The organism is Actinomadura madurae, assembly GCF_047130825.1.
Classification (GTDB): domain Bacteria; phylum Actinomycetota; class Actinomycetes; order Streptosporangiales; family Streptosporangiaceae; genus Spirillospora; species Spirillospora madurae.
This window is the reverse complement of record NZ_CP083237.1, coordinates 5,417,268-5,433,740: the sequence shown is the minus strand read 5'-3', so window position 1 is coordinate 5,433,740 and position 16,473 is coordinate 5,417,268. Positions and strand designations below refer to the sequence as shown.

Here is a 16,473-nt window from a genome sequence, read left to right as displayed (position 1 = left end):
TCAGAGGTAGCGGAGCCAGAGGTACGGGGTCGCGAGAGCCACCGTGATGACGGTGACGATCAGGCCGTACTTGGTGAAGTGCCAGAAGCTGATCGGCGTCCCGTTGCGGGCGGCGATGCCGAGGACGACGACGTTGGCGCTGGCGCCGATGGCGGTGGCGTTGCCGCCCAGGTCGGCGCCGAGGGCGAGGGCCCACCACAGCACGTCGCCGTCACCGCTGGGCTGCTGCTGGACGAGGTCGGCGACGATCGGGCTCATGGTCGCGACGTAGGGGATGTTGTCCACGATCGCCGAGAGTCCCGCCGAGGCCCACAGCAGCAGCATCGTCGCGAACCCGAGACGGCCCTCGGTGGCGTCCGCGGCGGCGCGGGAGACGTCGCCGATGACCCCGGTCTCCACCAGCCCGCCGACCATGACGAACAGGCCCGCGAAGAAGACGAGGGTGGGCCATTCGACCTCTTCCAGCGCCTGCTCGGTGGTGACCTTGGTCGCGGCCACCAGGATGCCCGCGCCCAGCAGGGCGACGACGGACGGTTCGTAGTGCAGCACGGGGTGGAGCACGAACGCGGCGACCACGAGCCCGAGGATGATCAGGCTCTGCCACAGCAGCCGCCGGTCGGTGATCGCCTCCTTCTCCTGCAGGGTCATGACGTCGGCGGCGCGCTTGGGGTCGTAGACGAACGCCCCCCGGAACAGCCAGCGGCACAGCAGGCAGAACACCACCATCAGCACCACGACCAGCGGGGCGAGGTGGATCAGGAAGTCGTTGAAGGACAGGTCGGCGCGGCTGGCGATGATGATGTTGGGCGGGTCGCCGACCAGAGTGGCGGTGCCGCCGATGTTCGACGCCATCACCTCGGCGATCAGGTAGGGGACGACCTTCAGCGCGAGCCGCTCGCAGACCAGGAAGGTGACGGGGGCGATGAGCAGCACGGTGGTGACGTTGTCCAGCAGCGCCGAGGCGACCGCGGTGATGACCGTCAGCATCACCATCAGCCGGTAGGGCCTGCCGCGAGCGCGCTTGGCGGCCCAGATCGCCACGTACTCGAACACGCCGGTCTGCCGGAGCACCGAGACGATCACCATCATCCCGAGCAGCAGGAAGATGACGTTCCAGTCGACCCCCGACTCGGTGGAGAAGAACGCCTTCTCCGCGTCGGTGATGTGGAACAGCAGCATCAGCCCGGCACCGCCGAGCGCGACCGCGGTGCGGTGGATCTTCTCCGTGGCGATCAGGACGTAGGCGGCGGCGAATATGGCGATGGCGGCGGCAGCGGCCAAAGGTCAGCTCCTGATCATTCCGGGTGCTTCGGGTCGGCTGTGTCGTCCGGCGGTGCGGTCCGGGCCGGCCGCCGGACCAGGGTGCGGGCCCTGCCGAACCAGGCCGGCACCTCCCGCTCGTCGTCGAAGCCGCGGGCGACGACGATGTCGGTGGAGGAGTGGGCCAGGATCGACAGCATGATCGTCACGCCGACGAGGTGGAAGATCTCCTCGCCGGCGGCGATCCCCGCCTCAAGGACGAGCAGCCCGTACACGACGGAGGCGAACCCCTTGGGGCCGAACCACATCACGGCCACCTGTTCCCGCATGGTCAACCGGGAACCCAGGAACGACACCCAGATCGCCACCGGGCGCGCGACCACCAGGGCCAGGACCGCGAAGACCCAGCCCGTCCAGCCGACGTCACCGAGGAACGCGGGCGACAGCAGCGCGCCGAACACCAGCAGCGCGGCGAGCTTGAGCAGCTCGGCGACCAGCTCGCCGAACTCCTCGAACGCCTCCCGGTGGCCGCGTCCCATCGTCGCGACGGTGACCCCGGCGGCGAAGGCGGCCAGGAACAGGTTGCCGTGGGTGGCCTGCGCCGTCGCCAGCACCAGCAGCCCGATCGCGACCGCGTTCAGCGGTTCGTACTTGGGGGCGATCGCGAACCAGCGGGTCCGCTCCAACATGATCGCGGCCCACGGGATCACCACGCCGATGGCCACCCCGCCGGCCAGTTCGACGCCCAGCTCGCCCAGGTGCAGGTCTTCTTCACCCTGGGCGATGGCGAGGAACAGCACGACGAACGGCAGGACGAGCCCGTCGTTGACGCCCGACTCCACATTGAGGAGATGGCGCAGCCGGGGCGGCACCTTGTCGTTGCCGACCAGCGCGGCGGCGAACACCGGGTCGGTGGGGGTGAGGATCGCCGCTATCAGCAGCGACTCCACCCAGCCCAGCCCCACCACGTACCGCGCGAGAACCGCCGTGACCAGCAACGTCAGCGGCAGCCCCCAGCCAAGGGCACGACCCGGCAGGCGCCACGCGCTGCGCAGGTCCTGCCAGCCGGCGTGCATACCGTCGGTGAACAGCACCGCGAACAGCGCCAGCTCCGCCAGCCCGCCCACCAGCTCGTCCCCGGGCTGGAGCGAGATCACGTCCGTGACGCCGTCACCCAGCAGGAAGCCGCCGACCAGGAACAGCGCCGCCGTGGACAGCACGGTGCGGTGCGCGAGGCTGGACACCAGCACCGCCAGCAGCAACATGGCGGCGAAGCACAGCAGGAGGCTCGTCATGCCGGGGTTCCTTCAGGAAGGCGGATACCACATGCCGACCAGACTTCCCGGCTCACCAGGGACAGACCCTAACGGGATCCGGGGACATCCGCTACGCCCGCCCCCCGCGGTCGGAGCGCCGGTGTCGGATACGTTGCAGGTGTGCGCGCCCGAGACCTCGCCGTCGAGTACCCCACCGTGACGCCCGAAAGCAGTGCGCTGGACGCGGCCCGGCTGCTGGCCGGACACCGCCTCCCCGGCCTTCTCGTCGTCGACGCCGAAAACCGCCCGGTCGCCGTCATTCCGGGCTCCCAGCTGCTGCGGTACACCATCCCGCAACACGTCCGGGACGACCCCACCCTCGCCCGCGTCTACGACGAGCGGCACGCCGACCAGCTCTGCGGCCGGCTCGCCGGCAAGCACGTCGCCGATCTGCTGGCCGAGGAGCGCATGCGGCTCCCCGTGGTCGACGCGGACGCCACCGCCATGGAGATCGCCAGCGTCATGGCGGCGGCCCGCAGCCCCGTGGTGGCGGTCTCCGGCGAGCCCGACCGCACCGACGCCCCGATGATCGGCGTCATCACCGCGTCCCACCTCCTCGACCGCCTCCTCCCGGCCGTCCCGCCCGACGCGGGCTAGGTCGTCTCCGCCAGGCGCGCACGGGTGCGGGCCGGTGCCGAGGGCGGGAGGGTGTCGAGGACGCCGGCCAGGGTGACGCCGGAGAGGCTGTCCCGCCAGGCCTGGTGCGCCTCGGCCATCTTCGCGGCGAGGACGCAGGTGTTCCGGCAGTCCTCGGGCGGCAGCGCGCCCCGGCCCTGCTGACGGATCTCGCGGCACTCGTACGGCGAGGACGCGCCGTCGACGGCCTCGACGATCTGCAGGAGCGTGATCTCGGAGGCGGGGCGCGCGAGCCGGAACCCGCCGCGCGGGCCCGCCGTCGCGGCGAGCAGACCGGCTCTGACGAGGGCCTTCAGCTGCTTGGCGAGATAGGGCGCCGGCAGGTCGTAGTACTGCGCCAGCTGCGCCGTCGACGCGCTGGCTCCCGGCTCCAGCTGGGCCAGCGTGGTCGCGCAGTGCAGAACCCATTCGGTGCTTACAGGCAGCTTCACACCCAGGAGTCTATCGTAGATATCGTGGATCTATATTATCCATGATAGCCTTCAGGTCGCTCGCCAGAACAAGGGAGACCACCATGCGGATCGCCGTCGCCGGCGCGACCGGGAACATCGGAACGCTCACCGTCGCCGCTCTCGAGCGGGACGGCCACGAGGCAGTGCGCATCAGCCGCTCGCTGGGCGTGGACCTGACCACCGGCGACGGCCTCGACGACGCGCTGGCCGGCGTGGACGCGGTCATCGACGCCACCAACAGCACCGCGGCCGACCCGGCCGAGACGGTGGCCTACTTCGGTGCCGTCACACGGAACCTGCTCGCCGCCGAGGACCGGGCCGGTGTCGCGCACCATGTGCTGCTGTCGATCGCGGGGGTCGACCGCATCGAAGGCAACGCGCACTACGCCGGCAAGCGCGAGCAGGAGCGCCTGGTGGCCGCCGGTCCGGTGCCCTGGACGATCGTCCCGGCCACGCAGTTCCACGACTTCGCCGCGATGGTGGCGAGCTGGACCGAGCAGGACGGCGCCGCCACGATCGCGCCGCTGCTGGTCCAGCCGGTCGCGCCCGCGGACGTGGCCGGCGTGCTCGCCGAGATCGCGACGGGACGGCCGCGGGGGCGCTACGGCGACGTCGCCGGGCCCGAACCGCAGGACCTGGTCGACATGGCCCGGCGCACCAACCAGGCGCTCGGCCGCACGGTGAAGCTGGTTCCCACGTGGTCGGCCATTTTCAGTGCGGAGGCCGCCGGCGACGTGCTCCTGCCCGGCCCGGACGCCCGCATCATCCCCACCACCTTCGACCAGTGGCTCGCCGAGCAGCGATAGACCGTCCGAGATCACGATTGGGCATCCCGCGGCACCTCCGGCGGGGCATTGTGGCGTCCTAGAACGGATCACGGCCTCTCCGCCCACCGGAAGGAATCGCACCTGCCATGTCGCCCTCTGAACCGGTATCGGGGTTACCGTCACCCGAGGACATCTGGACCTATGGCGGCGTGGTGGCGGCCCTGGTCAGGGGAGGGATGGGGATCGCCTCCTGCCGGGTCGGCGCCTCGGGCCTGGACTTCGACGACGGCGGTGGCAACCGGTGGACGCTGACCTGGGTCGATGACGAGCGCGCCGTCCTCGTCGGCGCCGACCACGAGTTCAGCCGGACGGCCTGGCACGACCCTCCGATCGACTTCCTTGCGGACGCGCCGGACTGGTTCCCGCACGCCTGGTTCCGGGAGGTCGACGACGGGGCGCTCGGATTCGTCTTCTGGTGGGACGGCGGCGGCTGGGACCGCAGCCCCTATCCGGAGACGGCCGGGGACGACGGGAGCGCCATCGCCAAGAAGTTCAGCAGTGACGACTCCGTCCACGACCTGTTCAGCGATGGCGACTGGGACGACGAGGCCCTGGACGCCCTCGACGACCTGATCGCCGCCGCCGAGGAATGCTCGGTGGACGAGGCCGTCCTGTCCAGGGTGTTCGAACGGTTCGGCGCGCGGCGGTACGACCTCGCCGCGGCGCTGGCGTGCGCCGAGGAAGCCGGGCTGACCCCGGACAGCCGGCGCGTGCGCGTCCTGCCGTACGAGACAAGGGAGGTGCGCCGCTTCCTTCCCGCGGATGCCCCGCCCCCAGAATTTCCGGACCTCGGCGAGGCGCTGGCGAGCGCCGCCGACGATCCCCCGGAGGCGCGGCGGCGGGTCGTCGGGTCCGCCGTCGACCTGCCCGCGTGGCTCGTTCCGGCGTTCTTCGAGCACGCCTGCCGGACGTTCCACGTGGCCGGGCACGGGGCCCTGGCCTCGGCGTTCTTGCGCAAGGCCTGGGAGGCCGAGGACTCCTTCGCCGCCCTGTTCGGACTGGCCCCCGACACGGCCCGGTCGCACCGCACGGTGCTGGAACTGGTGCCGGCCGGGGCGTTCGCACCGGACCTGGTACGCGAGTATCTGGCCCGGTTGTCCGCTCGTCCCGACGCCGCCGCCGCGCATGCCGAGGCGCGTGAGGTCGCGGACGCGGTCTTCGCCCTCGGCGCCGTCCCCGATCCCGGCTTGATCACCGACCTGGTCGCGGGGGCGGACGCGGCCGGGACGGAGGGCACGGCCGAGGAGGACTGGGTCGCCGAACGGCTGCTCCGGCACGACCTGCTGCGGCGTTCGGCGCGGCCCGTCTGGGAGGCCGTGCGAAGCGCGATGCGGCGGGTGTGCTACGACTCCGCCGACCTGCGCGACCTTCTGATCGCCGCCGACCCGGGCCGGGGAGACGCCCTGGAGCAGGTCCGCCTCGAATGGCTGCGCCTGCTGGCCTGGAGCAGGGCGGGCGCCCACCTGTCTCCGGAATGGTTCGTCTCCCTGGGCCCGGCGCCTGCGGAACCGCTCGCCTCTCTCGTCGACCAGGCCACCGACCGCCTCTTCGCCCCGTCCGCGGGCGGGGGACCGGTCAGGAGCGCGGAGCCGCTGGCGTTTCGCAACCTCGACAAGAATCGTCCCGAGGGCGGGCCGGCCTGGGTCCGGAGAGACGATCTCGACGAGCCGGCCAGGCGCCTGCGGGACGACCCCGCCGGGTTCCGCGACGAACTCGACTGGTTCGTCCGCACCGTGACCTACTACGCCTCCAACGCGACCTACCTGGGCCGCTTCTGCGAGGTGCGCGAGCTCGGGGAGGCACTCGCGGGGCGCGTCCGGGAATGGACCGCGCAGGTCTCGGCCGGTGACCTCCTCGGCCTGGAGATCGCGCTGCCCCACCTGGTGCCGCTCGCCGACGCCGGGCACACCGGCATCGATCCGGACGCGTTCGCCGGCCTCGCCATCAGCGACCCCGTCGACGTCGTGTACCGGGCGCTTCGCACCGGCCTTCCCGAAGAGCTGGCCCCGCCCGTCGCCCCGCGGCCCGGCAAGGCGCGGGTGGTCGCGACCCAGCACCTCGACCTGCTCACCGTGGCGATCGGGAGCAGCGTCGAAGTGCACGGCCCGGACGGCGTCGTCCACCGCGCCAAGGTGGCCTCGGCCGCCGGACGCCCCTGGTACGACGGCGAGTCCTTCTACGTCTCCAGCGGCGACGTGTCCACTGGAACGCGCCGGACCCTGCGCGTGGTGAACGCGGAGGAGCTCGCCTACGACCCGGAGGCCCGCGACCGCTGGCCGAACGCCCCGTCCAGCGTCGAGGTGACCTTCCCCGACGCCGCCGAGCCCGCCTCCGTCCGGCTTCACGGGGCCATGATCCATATCATCGCCCCGGACGGGTCGCTGACCGCCCGGGTCCGCTACCGCGATTCCCAGAGCATCGAGGAACCGCTGGTGCCGCCGCCCGGCTGGTGGCCCCGACTCGTCCCGGCCGACGTCGCCGGGTCGCAGGCTCTGCGCGGGCTGACACGCGAGGTCGCCGAGCAGCTGGTGGACGCGGCGCTGCACGGCCCGGCCGAACGCGCCGCCGCACTCGACCGCCTGCTCCCCACCGTCACCGAGCCGCGGCTCAGGAGCGCGATCGACGACCTCGTACGACGCGCGGCCGAGGTGCTCCCCGGCGCGATGCGGCTCCGCGACCGGCTCGGCATCGACCGTCCCGAGCGGGCGCCCTCCCTGATCCGCAGGGAATCCGGACCGTCCGGCGCACGCGACGACGCCACGGTCATCGCGGCGCGCATCGTGGCCAGGGCGCTGGCGGACGCCGCCGACCCGGGCACGCCGCACCTTCTTCGCGCGATGGCGCTGCCGCCCGGCTTCGACCCCGTCCTGTTCACCTTCGGCAAGCTCGGAGCCGAGGCTCTGACGGCCGCCTGGCCCTGGACGCCCGCCCGAGACCGCGACCGGTCGCTGATCACTCTGCGGACCTGGGGCGACATCCCCTGGGGTGATGGCAGCGGGCGATGGCGGCTGCACCAACTCGCGTTCACCGGCGGGAACCGCGATCGGGACGGCGAGCTGTGGCGGACGCCGTCCGGCTCCCTTTTCCTGCAGCCCGCCCAGATCGGTCGCCACCGGGGAGCCTGGGCCGTCGAACACTCGCCGGACGGCCGCTTCGAGCCCCTCGACCTGCCCGGTCACACCGAGCTGAATCCCGCCGTCCCGCAGGGCTGGGGCGGCGCCCGGATCACGGAGTTCGTCCGGCTGCTCGACGAGCGCGGGCCGGCGCCCTACGACGTCGCCGGCGTCCGCGACCTGGCCGCACGCACCGGACTCCCTCTTCCCGAGGTCGCCTCAGCGGCCTTCGGCTACCCGTTCATGGCGGGCGACGAGGCCGAACTGGAGCGCTATCCGGCGGAGATCCTCGACCTCTACACCGATCCCGGCACCGGTGAGCGCGGCCACAAGGCCCAGCGGTCCTACCGGCTCGACCGCGAACTCCGCGAGGTCCTGATGCCCGACGACCCCGCCGACCTGTGGACGACCGGCCCCGCCTACGACCGCGCCGCCGAGTGGTGGCGCACCACCGGCTCCCACCACGACGACACCCCACCCCCTGACCAAGCGGGCGGGCCGGTCTTCAGCGTGGGCTGAGCCCGTCGATCACCGCGCGGGGCAGGTAGTCGGACTCGACCCGCACCGGGATGCCCCGGTCGTGGGCGAGGCAGGCCAGTCCGAGCGCGTCGAAGGAGAGCTGCCCGTCCGGGTCGTCGATGTTCTCGCCCGCGCTGTAGTAGTCGCGGTAGAGGCCGAGCGCGTCGGCGAGGACGGCGTTGAAGCCATCCGCGTCGTCCTCGGCTATGCGCTCCAGCAGCCGGGCACGGGGATTGCGCAGGCATTCCCAGTGCCCGTCACCGGACGTCTTGGCGAGGGCGTTCCGCAGATGCGGACGCGGGTCCTCTCCGCGCAGGACGGCGTGGCACGCGCGCGCGTAAGAGTTGGTATCCGGAAGCGAGACGTCGAGGTCGTCGGCGTCGAACGCGGCCAGGATCGCCAGATCCGCCTCCCTGCGGGACGTCCAGGCCAGCGCGGCGGCCCTCGCGTAGTTCCAGTCGGAGACGTCGCCGTTCGGCCCGGACGCGGGCAGTTCCTCGGTGCGTCCCCGCAGCGTGACGGCGATCGCCGTGCCGCGCGGGACCGAGGCCAGCCGGAACGCCGACGCGAACGACTCGCTCGCCATCAGCAGCCCGTCGATGTACGCGGAGGTCTCGGCTCGCGGGTCCAGGACGGAGCGGAACGCCAGCGCCAGCATCTTGTGCTTCGCGGGACCGGCCATCGCCGAGAACCGGAACCGGACGAGCACTTTCGGGCTGAACGCGTGCTCCACATCCTGCTCGGAGACCTCGCTGTCGTCCTCCAGCCATTCGGCGGCGCGGTCGGCGTCGAACTCGGGGCGGGCGACCGGGCCGTCCGCGCTCGGTTTCCTGGGCCCCGCCTGCGTGAGCAGCCGCTCGGGAAGATAGCCCGACTCGACCTCGATCGGCAGCTCGGCCTCGCGCGCGAGCGCGGTCATGGCCAGCGGCCCCCAGGCGATCAGATCGCGCGGGTGCCTCCCGGCCCGCTCGCGGTGCTGCTCCAGGGCCGCGCCCAGGGCGGCGTTGAACGCGGCGGCGTCGCCTTGGGCGATCGCGCGCAGCATCCGGCCCTCGGGGGAGTCCGGGTAGGTCTCGGCGGGCTGTTTCCCGAAGAAGGCGCGAAGGCCTAGAAGGTCGTCATCCTCGGGCAGGGACCGCATGAATCGGCTCAGGTCGAGCATGGCGCGCTCCTCCCCGACGGCGAGCGCGACCTGGTAAGCCCAGATCCAGTCGCGCGTGCTGAGGCTCTCGTCATCCTCCTGCCGGAAGCCGAACCCGACGCCCAGGTATTCGACGAAGGCGCGGACCTCCCCGCCGGCCGGGACGGTCTGGGCGAGCACATAGTCCCTGTACAGCTCCGCGGCGGAGGTCAGCGCGAGCCAGGTCTCGCGGGTCTCGACGAGCGGGTCGATCTCGACGGTGCGCGCCGCCGCGTAGTCCAGCAGCATGTCGGCGAGCATCTTGATGCCGTACGGGCCGCCGTTCTCGGCGAGCTTGGTGTCCCGGTCTAACTGCTCGGGGACGTCCGCCAGAGCGGACGCAACAGACTCTTCGGAAATGTCATGACGATCAATGCGCATGGAGCGTGAGCGTAGCGACCGCGACCGACACCCGAAGGCCAACGCCGGAACCCGTCTCCGGCGCTCCACGGCAGGGTGGTCACCGCGTCGTCACCGGCTGCGGCGCGTTGTGGGCGCGGCGGTAGGCCAGGGGCGACAGGCCCACGTGCGCGTGGAAGTGCTTGCGCAGGGCGACGGGGTCGCCGAAGCCGCAGGCGGTGGCGATCCGCGCGACGGTCAGGTCGGTGGACTCCAGCAGCAGGCGCGCGTGTGCCAGCCGCCGCTGCGCCAGCCACTTCAACGGGCTGCTGCCCACCTCGCCGCGGAACCGCCGGGTGAAGGTGCGCACGCTCATGTGCGCGTGCCGGGCCATGTCCTCCAGGGTGATCGGGTCGGCCAGCCGGTCCAGCGCCCACTGCCGGGTCGCCGAGGTGGAGCGGTCGGCGTCCTCCGGAACGGGGTGCTCGATGAACTGCGCCTGCCCGCCCTCGCGCCACGGCGCCACCACGCAGCGCCGCGCGGCGGCCGAGGCCACCGCCGCCCCGTGGTCCAGCCGGACCAGGTACAGGCACAGGTCGATGCCGGCCGCTCCGCCGGCGGACGTCAGGATGCGTCCGTTGTCGACGAACAGCACGTCCGGATCGACCTCGACGTCGGGGAACAGCCGCGCCAGCGCGTCGCACAGCATCCAGTGCGTGGTGGCCCGCCGACCGTCCAGCAGACCCGCCGCCGCGAGCAGGAAGGCCGAGGTGCACAGGCTGACGATGCGGGTCCGCGGCCCCATCCGGGCCAGCGCCGCGGCGAGTTCCGCGGGGAGCGCGCCGGACGCGAGCAGTTCCTCGCCGGGCTCCTGCGTGGCGATCACGACGGTGTCCGCGGTCTCCAGCAGCGACTCGTCGTGGTCGACGACGATCCGGTAGTCCTCGTGCGTGCGCACCGGCCGGCCGCCGAGGGAGCAGGTGCTGACGGAGTACAGGCGGGTCCCGTCCGGTTCGCAGGCCTCGTTGAACACCCGGGCCGGGATGCCCAGGTCCAGCGGCAGGACTCCGTCGAGAGCGAGGACGGCGACGCGATGCGGCATGGCCGGAATGGTACGACAGATGGCCTTCCGGCCACTCACCCGCGCCCATGACCAAACGCCACGCTTTCTCGTGCCGGGGCCTAGTCCCGGAGCAGAGCGAGACGGACATGAGCGAGGACGACATGAGCGAGCACACCATGCGGGCGGTCACCATCAGGGAGTTCGGCGGACCGGAGGTCCTGACCGTCGAGGAGGCCGCGCGCCCCGAGCCGCTGCCGACCGAGGTCCTGGTGCGCGTGCACGCCGCCGGCGTCAACCCGGTGGACTGGAAGACCCGCGAGGGCCAGGGCATGGCGGGGCTGCAGACGTTCCCGCTGATCCTGGGCTGGGACGTCTCCGGCGTCGTCGAGGAGGTCGGCTTCGGCGTCACCGCGCTCGCGCCCGGCGACGAGGTGTACGGCATGCCCTGGTTCCCGCGTGCCGCCGGAGGCTACGCCGGGTACGTGACCGCACCGGCCCGCCAGTGGGCCCGCAAGCCGGCCACCCTCGACCATGCGCACGCCGCCGCAGTGCCGCTGGCGGCGCTGACCGCCTGGCAGATCGTGGTCGACACCGTCCAGGTGCGGGCCGGGCAGCGCGTCCTGATCACGGCGGCGGCCGGCGGGGTGGGCCACTTCGCGGTCCAGTTCGCCCGCCACCTGGGCGCCCACGTGATCGGCACCGCCGGCGCCGCCCGCCACCCCTGGCTCAAGGAGCTCGGCGCCGACGAGACCATCGACTACACCACCACCCGCTTCGAGGACGCCGCCGCCGACGTCGACATCGTCATCGACCTGGTGGGCGACGCGCATGACCGGACGGGCACCCGCTCGCTCAAGGTCCTGCGCCCCGGTGGTCTGCTGGTGGCCGTCCCGGGCGGTGTCTCCCCGGAGCTGGCGCAGGCCGCCGAGACGGCCGGCGTCCGGGTCACTCCGTTCCTTGTGGAGCCGGACGGGGCCGCGCTGACCACGATCGCCGGGCTGATCGACGCCGGCGATGTCGCGGTCGAGGTGGAGGAGACCTTCCCGCTAGAGCAGGCCGGCGCGGCCCACGCCCGCGGCGAGACCGGCCGCAGCCGCGGGAAGCTCGTTCTCACCGTGACCGACTGACCAACCCCCGCAAGCACCCGGCTGGCCCGCTCAGGGCGTGGGCATTCTCCGCTCCGGAGTCCCGGGGGCCGCCGGTCGCGGCGCCCGGAGGTGCCGGTCAGTGGCTTGGGGCCTTCTCGTGTTCCGCTTCCGGGACGGATGTGGACGCCGGGCGCGGGGTGCGCAGGGTGACGGCGGCCAGGACCGCGCCGGCGAGTGCGATCAGCGCCGCGCCGACGAAGGCGGCGGAGAACCCGTCGGTGAGCGCGGGCAGGTCGCCGAGCCGCCCGGCGCCGGAGGACGCGGCGATGGCGGTCATCGCGGCCAGCCCCAGTGCCGAGCCGACCTGGTAGCTGGTGTTGACGATCCCGGAGGCCAGGCCGCCCTCCTCCGGACGGGCGGCCGACAGCGCGGTGCCCAGGGAGGGGATGAAGGCCAGGGACATGCCGAGCGCCGCCACCAGCGAGGCGGGCAGGACGTCCACCCAGTAGTCGCCGTCCGGGCGGATCAGTGACAGCCAGCCCATCCCGGCGGCCAGCACCAGCAGCCCGGCGACGATGGAGCGCTTCGGGCCGAGGCGTCCGAGGGTCCGCGGCGCGAGGACGATCATCCCGAGCATGATCAGCGCGGTCATCGGGACCAGCGCGGCGCCCGAGGGGAACGCGCTGTAGCCGAGGACCTGCTGCAGGTAGAGGTTCAGGAAGAACCACATCGGGATCCACGCGCCGCCGAGCAGGAGCTGCGCGAGGTTGGCGGCGCCGAGGTTCGGCGCGCGGAAGATCGAGAGCGGCATCAGCGGGACGCGGCGGGACGCCTGCACGGCCAGGAACACCCCGAGCAGGACGAGCCCACCCGCCAGGACCGCCCAGGTCGCGCCCGCGTCCCAGCCGACCTCGGGTGCGCGGACGACGGCGAACACGATCGCGCCGAGCCCCGCGGTGACGGTCAGCGCGCCGATCACGTCCACCGAGCCGCGGGCCCCGCCCCGGCCGCCGGGCATCAGCGCCGGCGCGGCGGCCAGCGCCAGGACGGCGATGGGGATGTTGATGTAGAAGACCCACGGCCAGGACACGTATTCGGTGATGACGCCGCCGAGGAACACTCCCGCGGTGCCGCCCGCGGGGGCGGCGGCGCCGTACAGCGCCAGCGCCTTGGTCAGCTCGCGCGGCTCGGAGCCGAACAGCATCATCAGCAGGGTCAGCGCGGCGGGCGCGATGAGGGCGGCGCCGACGCCCTGCAGGGCGCGGCCGGTCAGCTCGACGGGGACGGTGCCGGCGGCGCCGGCCACCGCGGATCCGGCGAGCAGGACGGCCCAACCGGCGGAGAACAGCCGCCGGGCGCCGAGCAGGTCCGACAGCCGCCCGCCGAGCAGGAGCAGGCCGCCGAAGGCGACGACGTAGGCGTTGAACACCCAGGACAGGTTCTCCTGCGAGAAGCCCAGGTCCTCCTGGATGCGCGGCAGTGCCACCCCGATGATCGAAGTGTCCATGATCACCATGAACTGGGCGGCCGCGATGAGCGCGAGCGCCCACCACCGGCGGGCGGCCGGCGGTGCGGAACGTGCGGACATGACCCCTCCTTATTTACCCCTATGGGGTATACATCACAGCGCGAATTACCCTAGGGGGGTATATGGGGAAACGTCAACCTCGCTCTCCACGGGAGGCCGAACGGGACGTGCCGGCGCGAGGCGCCCCGCTACCCTGTGTTTCACGACGAACACCCCGATCAAGGGCTCGCCGGTGGCCAGCCTCTCGGTGGAAGCGCGGAACGGCAGGTGGGACGGCTGAGGAGGACACCGCGGCGGTGCCGGCGTCAGCCCCTCCCGAGGCTGCCGCTCGGCTTGCTGGTCCTGCTCGGCGTCCTGGCGATGCACGGCTTCCAGGCGTCGCCCAGCCCGGTCGAGATGCCCGGTGTCCCTCTCTCGGTGAGCGCCGGCCACGCGATGGCGACCGGCGTCGAGCATCCGTTCCCCGCCAAGGATCAGCCGGACGACCACCACGGTGACCATCCGGGCGGCCAGGTCTGCCTGGCGATGCTGACGATGCTCGTCCTGCTCGGCGCCCTCCTCGTTCTGTACCGGCGCGGATCGACGGCCGTGGCCGCGCAGAGCTTGGTCAGGGTGCGGATTCTCCTGGTCGGACGGCCGCCGCCCAGGCCGTCCCTGCACCGGTTGAGCGTGCTGAGGCTGTGACGGGCCCTCGGCGCATCTCGCATGCGCCGGCGGTCCTGAACACAGAACTCACCACGAAAGGGTCCATCCCCTCATGAAGCGTGCATTCGCGCTTGCCGTCGTCCCTGCCCTGGCGATCGCCTTGGCGGCGTGCGGCGACGACAAGGACTCCGGCGGCTCGTCGCCGGACCACTCGATGTCAGGTCACTCGATGTCCGCCTCGCCCAGCGGTTCCCAGGCGGGGCGGCACAACGACCAGGACGTCACGTTCGCCCGGATGATGATCCCGCATCACCGGCAGGCGATCGAGATGGCCGATCTCGCCACCGCCCGCGCCTCGTCGCCCGAGGTCGAGAAGCTGGCCGCGGAGATCAAGAACGCCCAGGGACCGGAGATCAAGAAGATGACCGGATGGCTGACCGCCTGGGGCGCCTCTCCCGAGATGGGCGGCATGAACCACGGCGGCATGCACGGCATGATGACCGAGAAGGACATGAAGGACCTGAAGGCCGCCAAGGGGAAGCCCTTCGACACGGCCTTCCTGGACATGATGATCGAACATCACCAGGGCGCCGTGGCGATGGCCAGGACCGAGCAGAGCTCGGGCCGGTCTCCCGAGGCCAAGCAGATGGCCGCCGACATCATCTCGTCCCAGACCGCTGAGATCGAGAAGATGAAGACCGTGCTCAAGAAGGTGTAGCCACCGGCGGCGGGCAGGGCCGAACCCCCTGTCCGCCGCCGACGCGTGCCGACCTCGGGCAGCGCCTCAGCGGTGAGGGCTCTTGCTGCGGTGGGCCAGCGCCTTCCTCGGCGCGTTCCGCCGCACCGTCGGCACCACCCGCCCGGGTAGCGCCGCTGTGGAGCGGCCCTTTAGGACTGGTGCGTCTCGTCCGGGGATTCAACCTTCCCGGCGATGTGTTCCAGGGCGGTGAGGTCTTCCGGCGCGAGGCGGTCGATGAAGTGGTGGCGCACCGACTCCAGGTGCGCGGGGGCGGCGTCCGTCAGAGTGTCCAGGCCGTGTTCGGTGAGCACGAGGACGCAGCCCCTGCCGTCGGCCGGGTCGGGTTCGCGCCGGATGAGGCCGCGCGCCTCCATGCGGGTGGCGTGCCGGGAGAGCCGGCTGCGCGACCAGCCCATCTTCGCCGCCTGCTCGTGCAGGGTGCCCGCGTGGTCCGGACGTTCCGACAGCGTGCTCAGCACCTCGTAGTCGGGCTCGGAGAGGCCGGCGCGGGAGAGGTCGCGTGCCGTGCCGGTCTGGACGGCGATCATCATGCGGCGGAAGGCCCGCCACGCCCGTTCCTCGTCCGGGCTCAGCCAGCGCACGGGGTCGCCCGGCGGTTTCTTTGACATGTAAACAACCTATCGGCTACTTTCGTTTACATGTCAATGAAACAGGCGCGCGTCCTCGTGCTGGTGTGCAGCACCCGTCCCGGCGCCCTCGGCCCCGCGGTGGGGGCGTGGCTGACCGAGACGATCACGCCCCGTGCCGCCGACCTCGGCGCCGAGCTGGTGCCGCTGGCCCTCGCCGACCTCGGCCTCCCGTTCCTCGACGAGGAGGAGCATCCGTCGTCGGGCGTGTACCGGAACGAGCACACCCGACGGTGGAGCGCGCTCGTGGACGCCGCGGACGGCTTCATCGTCGTGACGCCGGAGTACAACTACGGGATGCCGGCGACCCTGAAGAACGCGCTGGACTACCTGTCCCGGGAGTGGGCGTGGAAGCCGGTCGGTTTCGTCAGCTACGGCAACACCTCGGCGGGAACGAGGGCCGTCCAGCACGCCAAGCAGGTGGTGGCCACGCTGCGGCTGGTGCCGCTGGGGTCCACGGTCGCGCTCCGCATCGCCGACGCCGTGCGCGACGGGGAGGTGCGGCCCGCCGCCGCTGCCGGCAAGGCCGCGATCGGCGTCCTGGAGGAGCTGGTCCGGGTCGCGCACGCGCTCCGGCCGATGCGCGAGCGGGCGCGGCCCGCATCGGTGGCCGGGCCGGAGCAGGGGTCCTACCTGCGGCGGCTGACGGCTGACGACGCGCCCGACGTGACCGTCCTGCAGCGGTGCTGCTGGGTGGACGAGGCCCTCGTCAACGACCCGTTGACCGTCCCAGCGCTGCACGAGTCCGTGGAGCAGGTGCGCGACTGGCTCGCGGACTGGCACGCGGTCGGACTGTGGCGGGACGGCCGGCTCCTCGGCATGGTGCGGACCCGCCGCGTCGGCGCCGAGTGGCATGTGGGACGGCTCGGCGTCGTCCCCGACCTGCGGGGGCGCGGCCTCGGACGCTGGCTGCTCCAGACGGCGGAGGCCGCCGCCGACCCGGCCTGCCGTCGGTTCGTGCTGTCCACTGGGGCGGGCAGCCGGAACAACATCGCGCTCTACCGGAGCGAGGGATACCGCCCGGCCCCTCTCCCCGGCAAGGACGGCACCGTCCGCCTCACCAAGGAGCCACTCCCCACCGGGGCCTGAGCGCCCCCAACTACTTGACGCTTGGGAGCAAG

At 72.3% G+C, this 16,473-nt stretch carries 14 protein-coding genes; 7 read left to right on the top strand and 7 right to left on the bottom strand.

Annotated features, from left to right (window positions below):
• The gene (locus K8Z49_RS24550; protein ID WP_021592793.1) at positions 1-1,281 is read right to left on the bottom strand and encodes an ArsB/NhaD family transporter; all 1,281 of its coding nucleotides are present in this window, start codon (positions 1,279-1,281) and stop codon (positions 1-3) included.
• A gap of 14 nt (positions 1,282-1,295) precedes the next feature.
• Complete coding sequence (locus K8Z49_RS24545) at positions 1,296-2,555, bottom strand: cation:proton antiporter (RefSeq protein ID WP_021592794.1); 1,260 nt, start codon at positions 2,553-2,555, stop codon at positions 1,296-1,298.
• Between the two features lie 141 nt (positions 2,556-2,696).
• On the opposite strand from K8Z49_RS24545, the gene K8Z49_RS24540 reads away from it, so the two are divergent.
• Positions 2,697-3,173, top strand: coding sequence for a CBS domain-containing protein (locus tag K8Z49_RS24540; RefSeq protein ID WP_021592795.1), 477 nt, complete (start codon positions 2,697-2,699; stop codon positions 3,171-3,173).
• Here K8Z49_RS24540 and K8Z49_RS24535 read toward each other — a convergent pair.
• Entirely contained in the window at positions 3,170-3,643 is a 474-nt protein-coding gene (locus tag K8Z49_RS24535) for an RrF2 family transcriptional regulator (protein WP_021592796.1), read from the bottom strand. The genes K8Z49_RS24540 and K8Z49_RS24535 overlap by 4 nt on opposite strands.
• Before the next feature lie 83 nt (positions 3,644-3,726).
• Between K8Z49_RS24535 and K8Z49_RS24530 the strand changes: the two genes are divergently transcribed.
• Together K8Z49_RS24530 and K8Z49_RS24525 are read left to right on the top strand one after the other, a co-directional pair.
• Positions 3,727-4,470 (top strand): SDR family oxidoreductase, encoded by a 744-nt coding sequence (locus tag K8Z49_RS24530; RefSeq protein WP_412515316.1) that lies wholly within the window; start codon positions 3,727-3,729, stop codon positions 4,468-4,470.
• Between the two features lie 197 nt (positions 4,471-4,667).
• Positions 4,668-8,123 carry a hypothetical protein gene (locus K8Z49_RS24525; RefSeq protein ID WP_412515315.1) on the top strand — a complete coding sequence of 1,152 codons (3,456 nt, stop codon included), beginning with the start codon at positions 4,668-4,670 and terminating at the stop codon, positions 8,121-8,123.
• Here the strand turns inward: K8Z49_RS24525 and K8Z49_RS24520 are convergent.
• Both K8Z49_RS24520 and K8Z49_RS24515 read right to left on the bottom strand, forming a co-directional pair.
• Positions 8,110-9,684, bottom strand: coding sequence for an Imm49 family immunity protein (locus K8Z49_RS24520; protein WP_412515314.1), 1,575 nt, complete (start codon positions 9,682-9,684; stop codon positions 8,110-8,112). The two genes, K8Z49_RS24525 and K8Z49_RS24520, sit on opposite strands and share 14 nt — an antisense overlap.
• Positions 9,685-9,763: 79 nt before the next feature.
• Positions 9,764-10,744, bottom strand: coding sequence for a GlxA family transcriptional regulator (locus K8Z49_RS24515; protein ID WP_021592800.1), 981 nt, complete (start codon positions 10,742-10,744; stop codon positions 9,764-9,766).
• 107 nt (positions 10,745-10,851) lie between these two features.
• On the opposite strand from K8Z49_RS24515, the gene K8Z49_RS24510 reads away from it, so the two are divergent.
• Positions 10,852-11,832 carry an NADP-dependent oxidoreductase gene (locus tag K8Z49_RS24510; RefSeq protein ID WP_412515313.1) on the top strand — a complete coding sequence of 327 codons (981 nt, stop codon included), beginning with the start codon at positions 10,852-10,854 and terminating at the stop codon, positions 11,830-11,832.
• A gap of 97 nt (positions 11,833-11,929) precedes the next feature.
• Here K8Z49_RS24510 and K8Z49_RS24505 read toward each other — a convergent pair whose 3' ends face one another.
• The gene (locus tag K8Z49_RS24505) at positions 11,930-13,381 is read right to left on the bottom strand and encodes an MFS transporter (protein WP_021592802.1); all 1,452 of its coding nucleotides are present in this window, start codon (positions 13,379-13,381) and stop codon (positions 11,930-11,932) included.
• 273 nt (positions 13,382-13,654) lie between these two features.
• Between K8Z49_RS24505 and K8Z49_RS24500 the strand changes: the two genes are divergently transcribed.
• Positions 13,655-14,005: a DUF6153 family protein gene (locus K8Z49_RS24500; protein WP_021592803.1), complete on the top strand. Its 351-nt coding sequence runs from the start codon at positions 13,655-13,657 to the stop codon at positions 14,003-14,005.
• A 73-nt stretch (positions 14,006-14,078) separates the two neighbouring features.
• Positions 14,079-14,684: a DUF305 domain-containing protein gene (locus K8Z49_RS24495; RefSeq protein WP_412515312.1), complete on the top strand. Its 606-nt coding sequence runs from the start codon at positions 14,079-14,081 to the stop codon at positions 14,682-14,684.
• Between the two features lie 170 nt (positions 14,685-14,854).
• On the opposite strand, the gene K8Z49_RS24490 is transcribed toward K8Z49_RS24495, so the two are convergent.
• Positions 14,855-15,334 carry a MarR family winged helix-turn-helix transcriptional regulator gene (locus K8Z49_RS24490; RefSeq protein WP_111830561.1) on the bottom strand — a complete coding sequence of 160 codons (480 nt, stop codon included), beginning with the start codon at positions 15,332-15,334 and terminating at the stop codon, positions 14,855-14,857.
• Between the two features lie 30 nt (positions 15,335-15,364).
• Here K8Z49_RS24490 and K8Z49_RS24485 point away from each other — a divergent pair, with 30 nt between their 5' ends.
• Entirely contained in the window at positions 15,365-16,441 is a 1,077-nt protein-coding gene (locus K8Z49_RS24485) for a GNAT family N-acetyltransferase (RefSeq protein ID WP_412515311.1), read from the top strand.
• The last annotated feature ends 32 nt before the right edge of the window (positions 16,442-16,473 follow it).

Coding starts and splice junctions, on each gene's coding strand:
- K8Z49_RS24545 (WP_021592794.1), bottom strand. CDS start 2,555: ATGACGAGCCTCCTGCTGTGCTTCGCCGCCATGTTGCTGCTGGCGGTG.
- K8Z49_RS24530 (WP_412515316.1), top strand. CDS start 3,727: ATGCGGATCGCCGTCGCCGGCGCGACCGGGAACATCGGAACGCTCACC.
- K8Z49_RS24525 (WP_412515315.1), top strand. CDS start 4,668: ATGGGGATCGCCTCCTGCCGGGTCGGCGCCTCGGGCCTGGACTTCGAC.
- K8Z49_RS24520 (WP_412515314.1), bottom strand. CDS start 9,684: ATGCGCATTGATCGTCATGACATTTCCGAAGAGTCTGTTGCGTCCGCT.
- K8Z49_RS24515 (WP_021592800.1), bottom strand. CDS start 10,744: ATGCCGCATCGCGTCGCCGTCCTCGCTCTCGACGGAGTCCTGCCGCTG.
- K8Z49_RS24510 (WP_412515313.1), top strand. CDS start 10,852: ATGAGCGAGGACGACATGAGCGAGCACACCATGCGGGCGGTCACCATC.
- K8Z49_RS24505 (WP_021592802.1), bottom strand. CDS start 13,381: ATGTCCGCACGTTCCGCACCGCCGGCCGCCCGCCGGTGGTGGGCGCTC.
- K8Z49_RS24495 (WP_412515312.1), top strand. CDS start 14,079: ATGAAGCGTGCATTCGCGCTTGCCGTCGTCCCTGCCCTGGCGATCGCC.
- K8Z49_RS24490 (WP_111830561.1), bottom strand. CDS start 15,334: ATGTCAAAGAAACCGCCGGGCGACCCCGTGCGCTGGCTGAGCCCGGAC.
- K8Z49_RS24485 (WP_412515311.1), top strand. CDS start 15,365: ATGTCAATGAAACAGGCGCGCGTCCTCGTGCTGGTGTGCAGCACCCGT.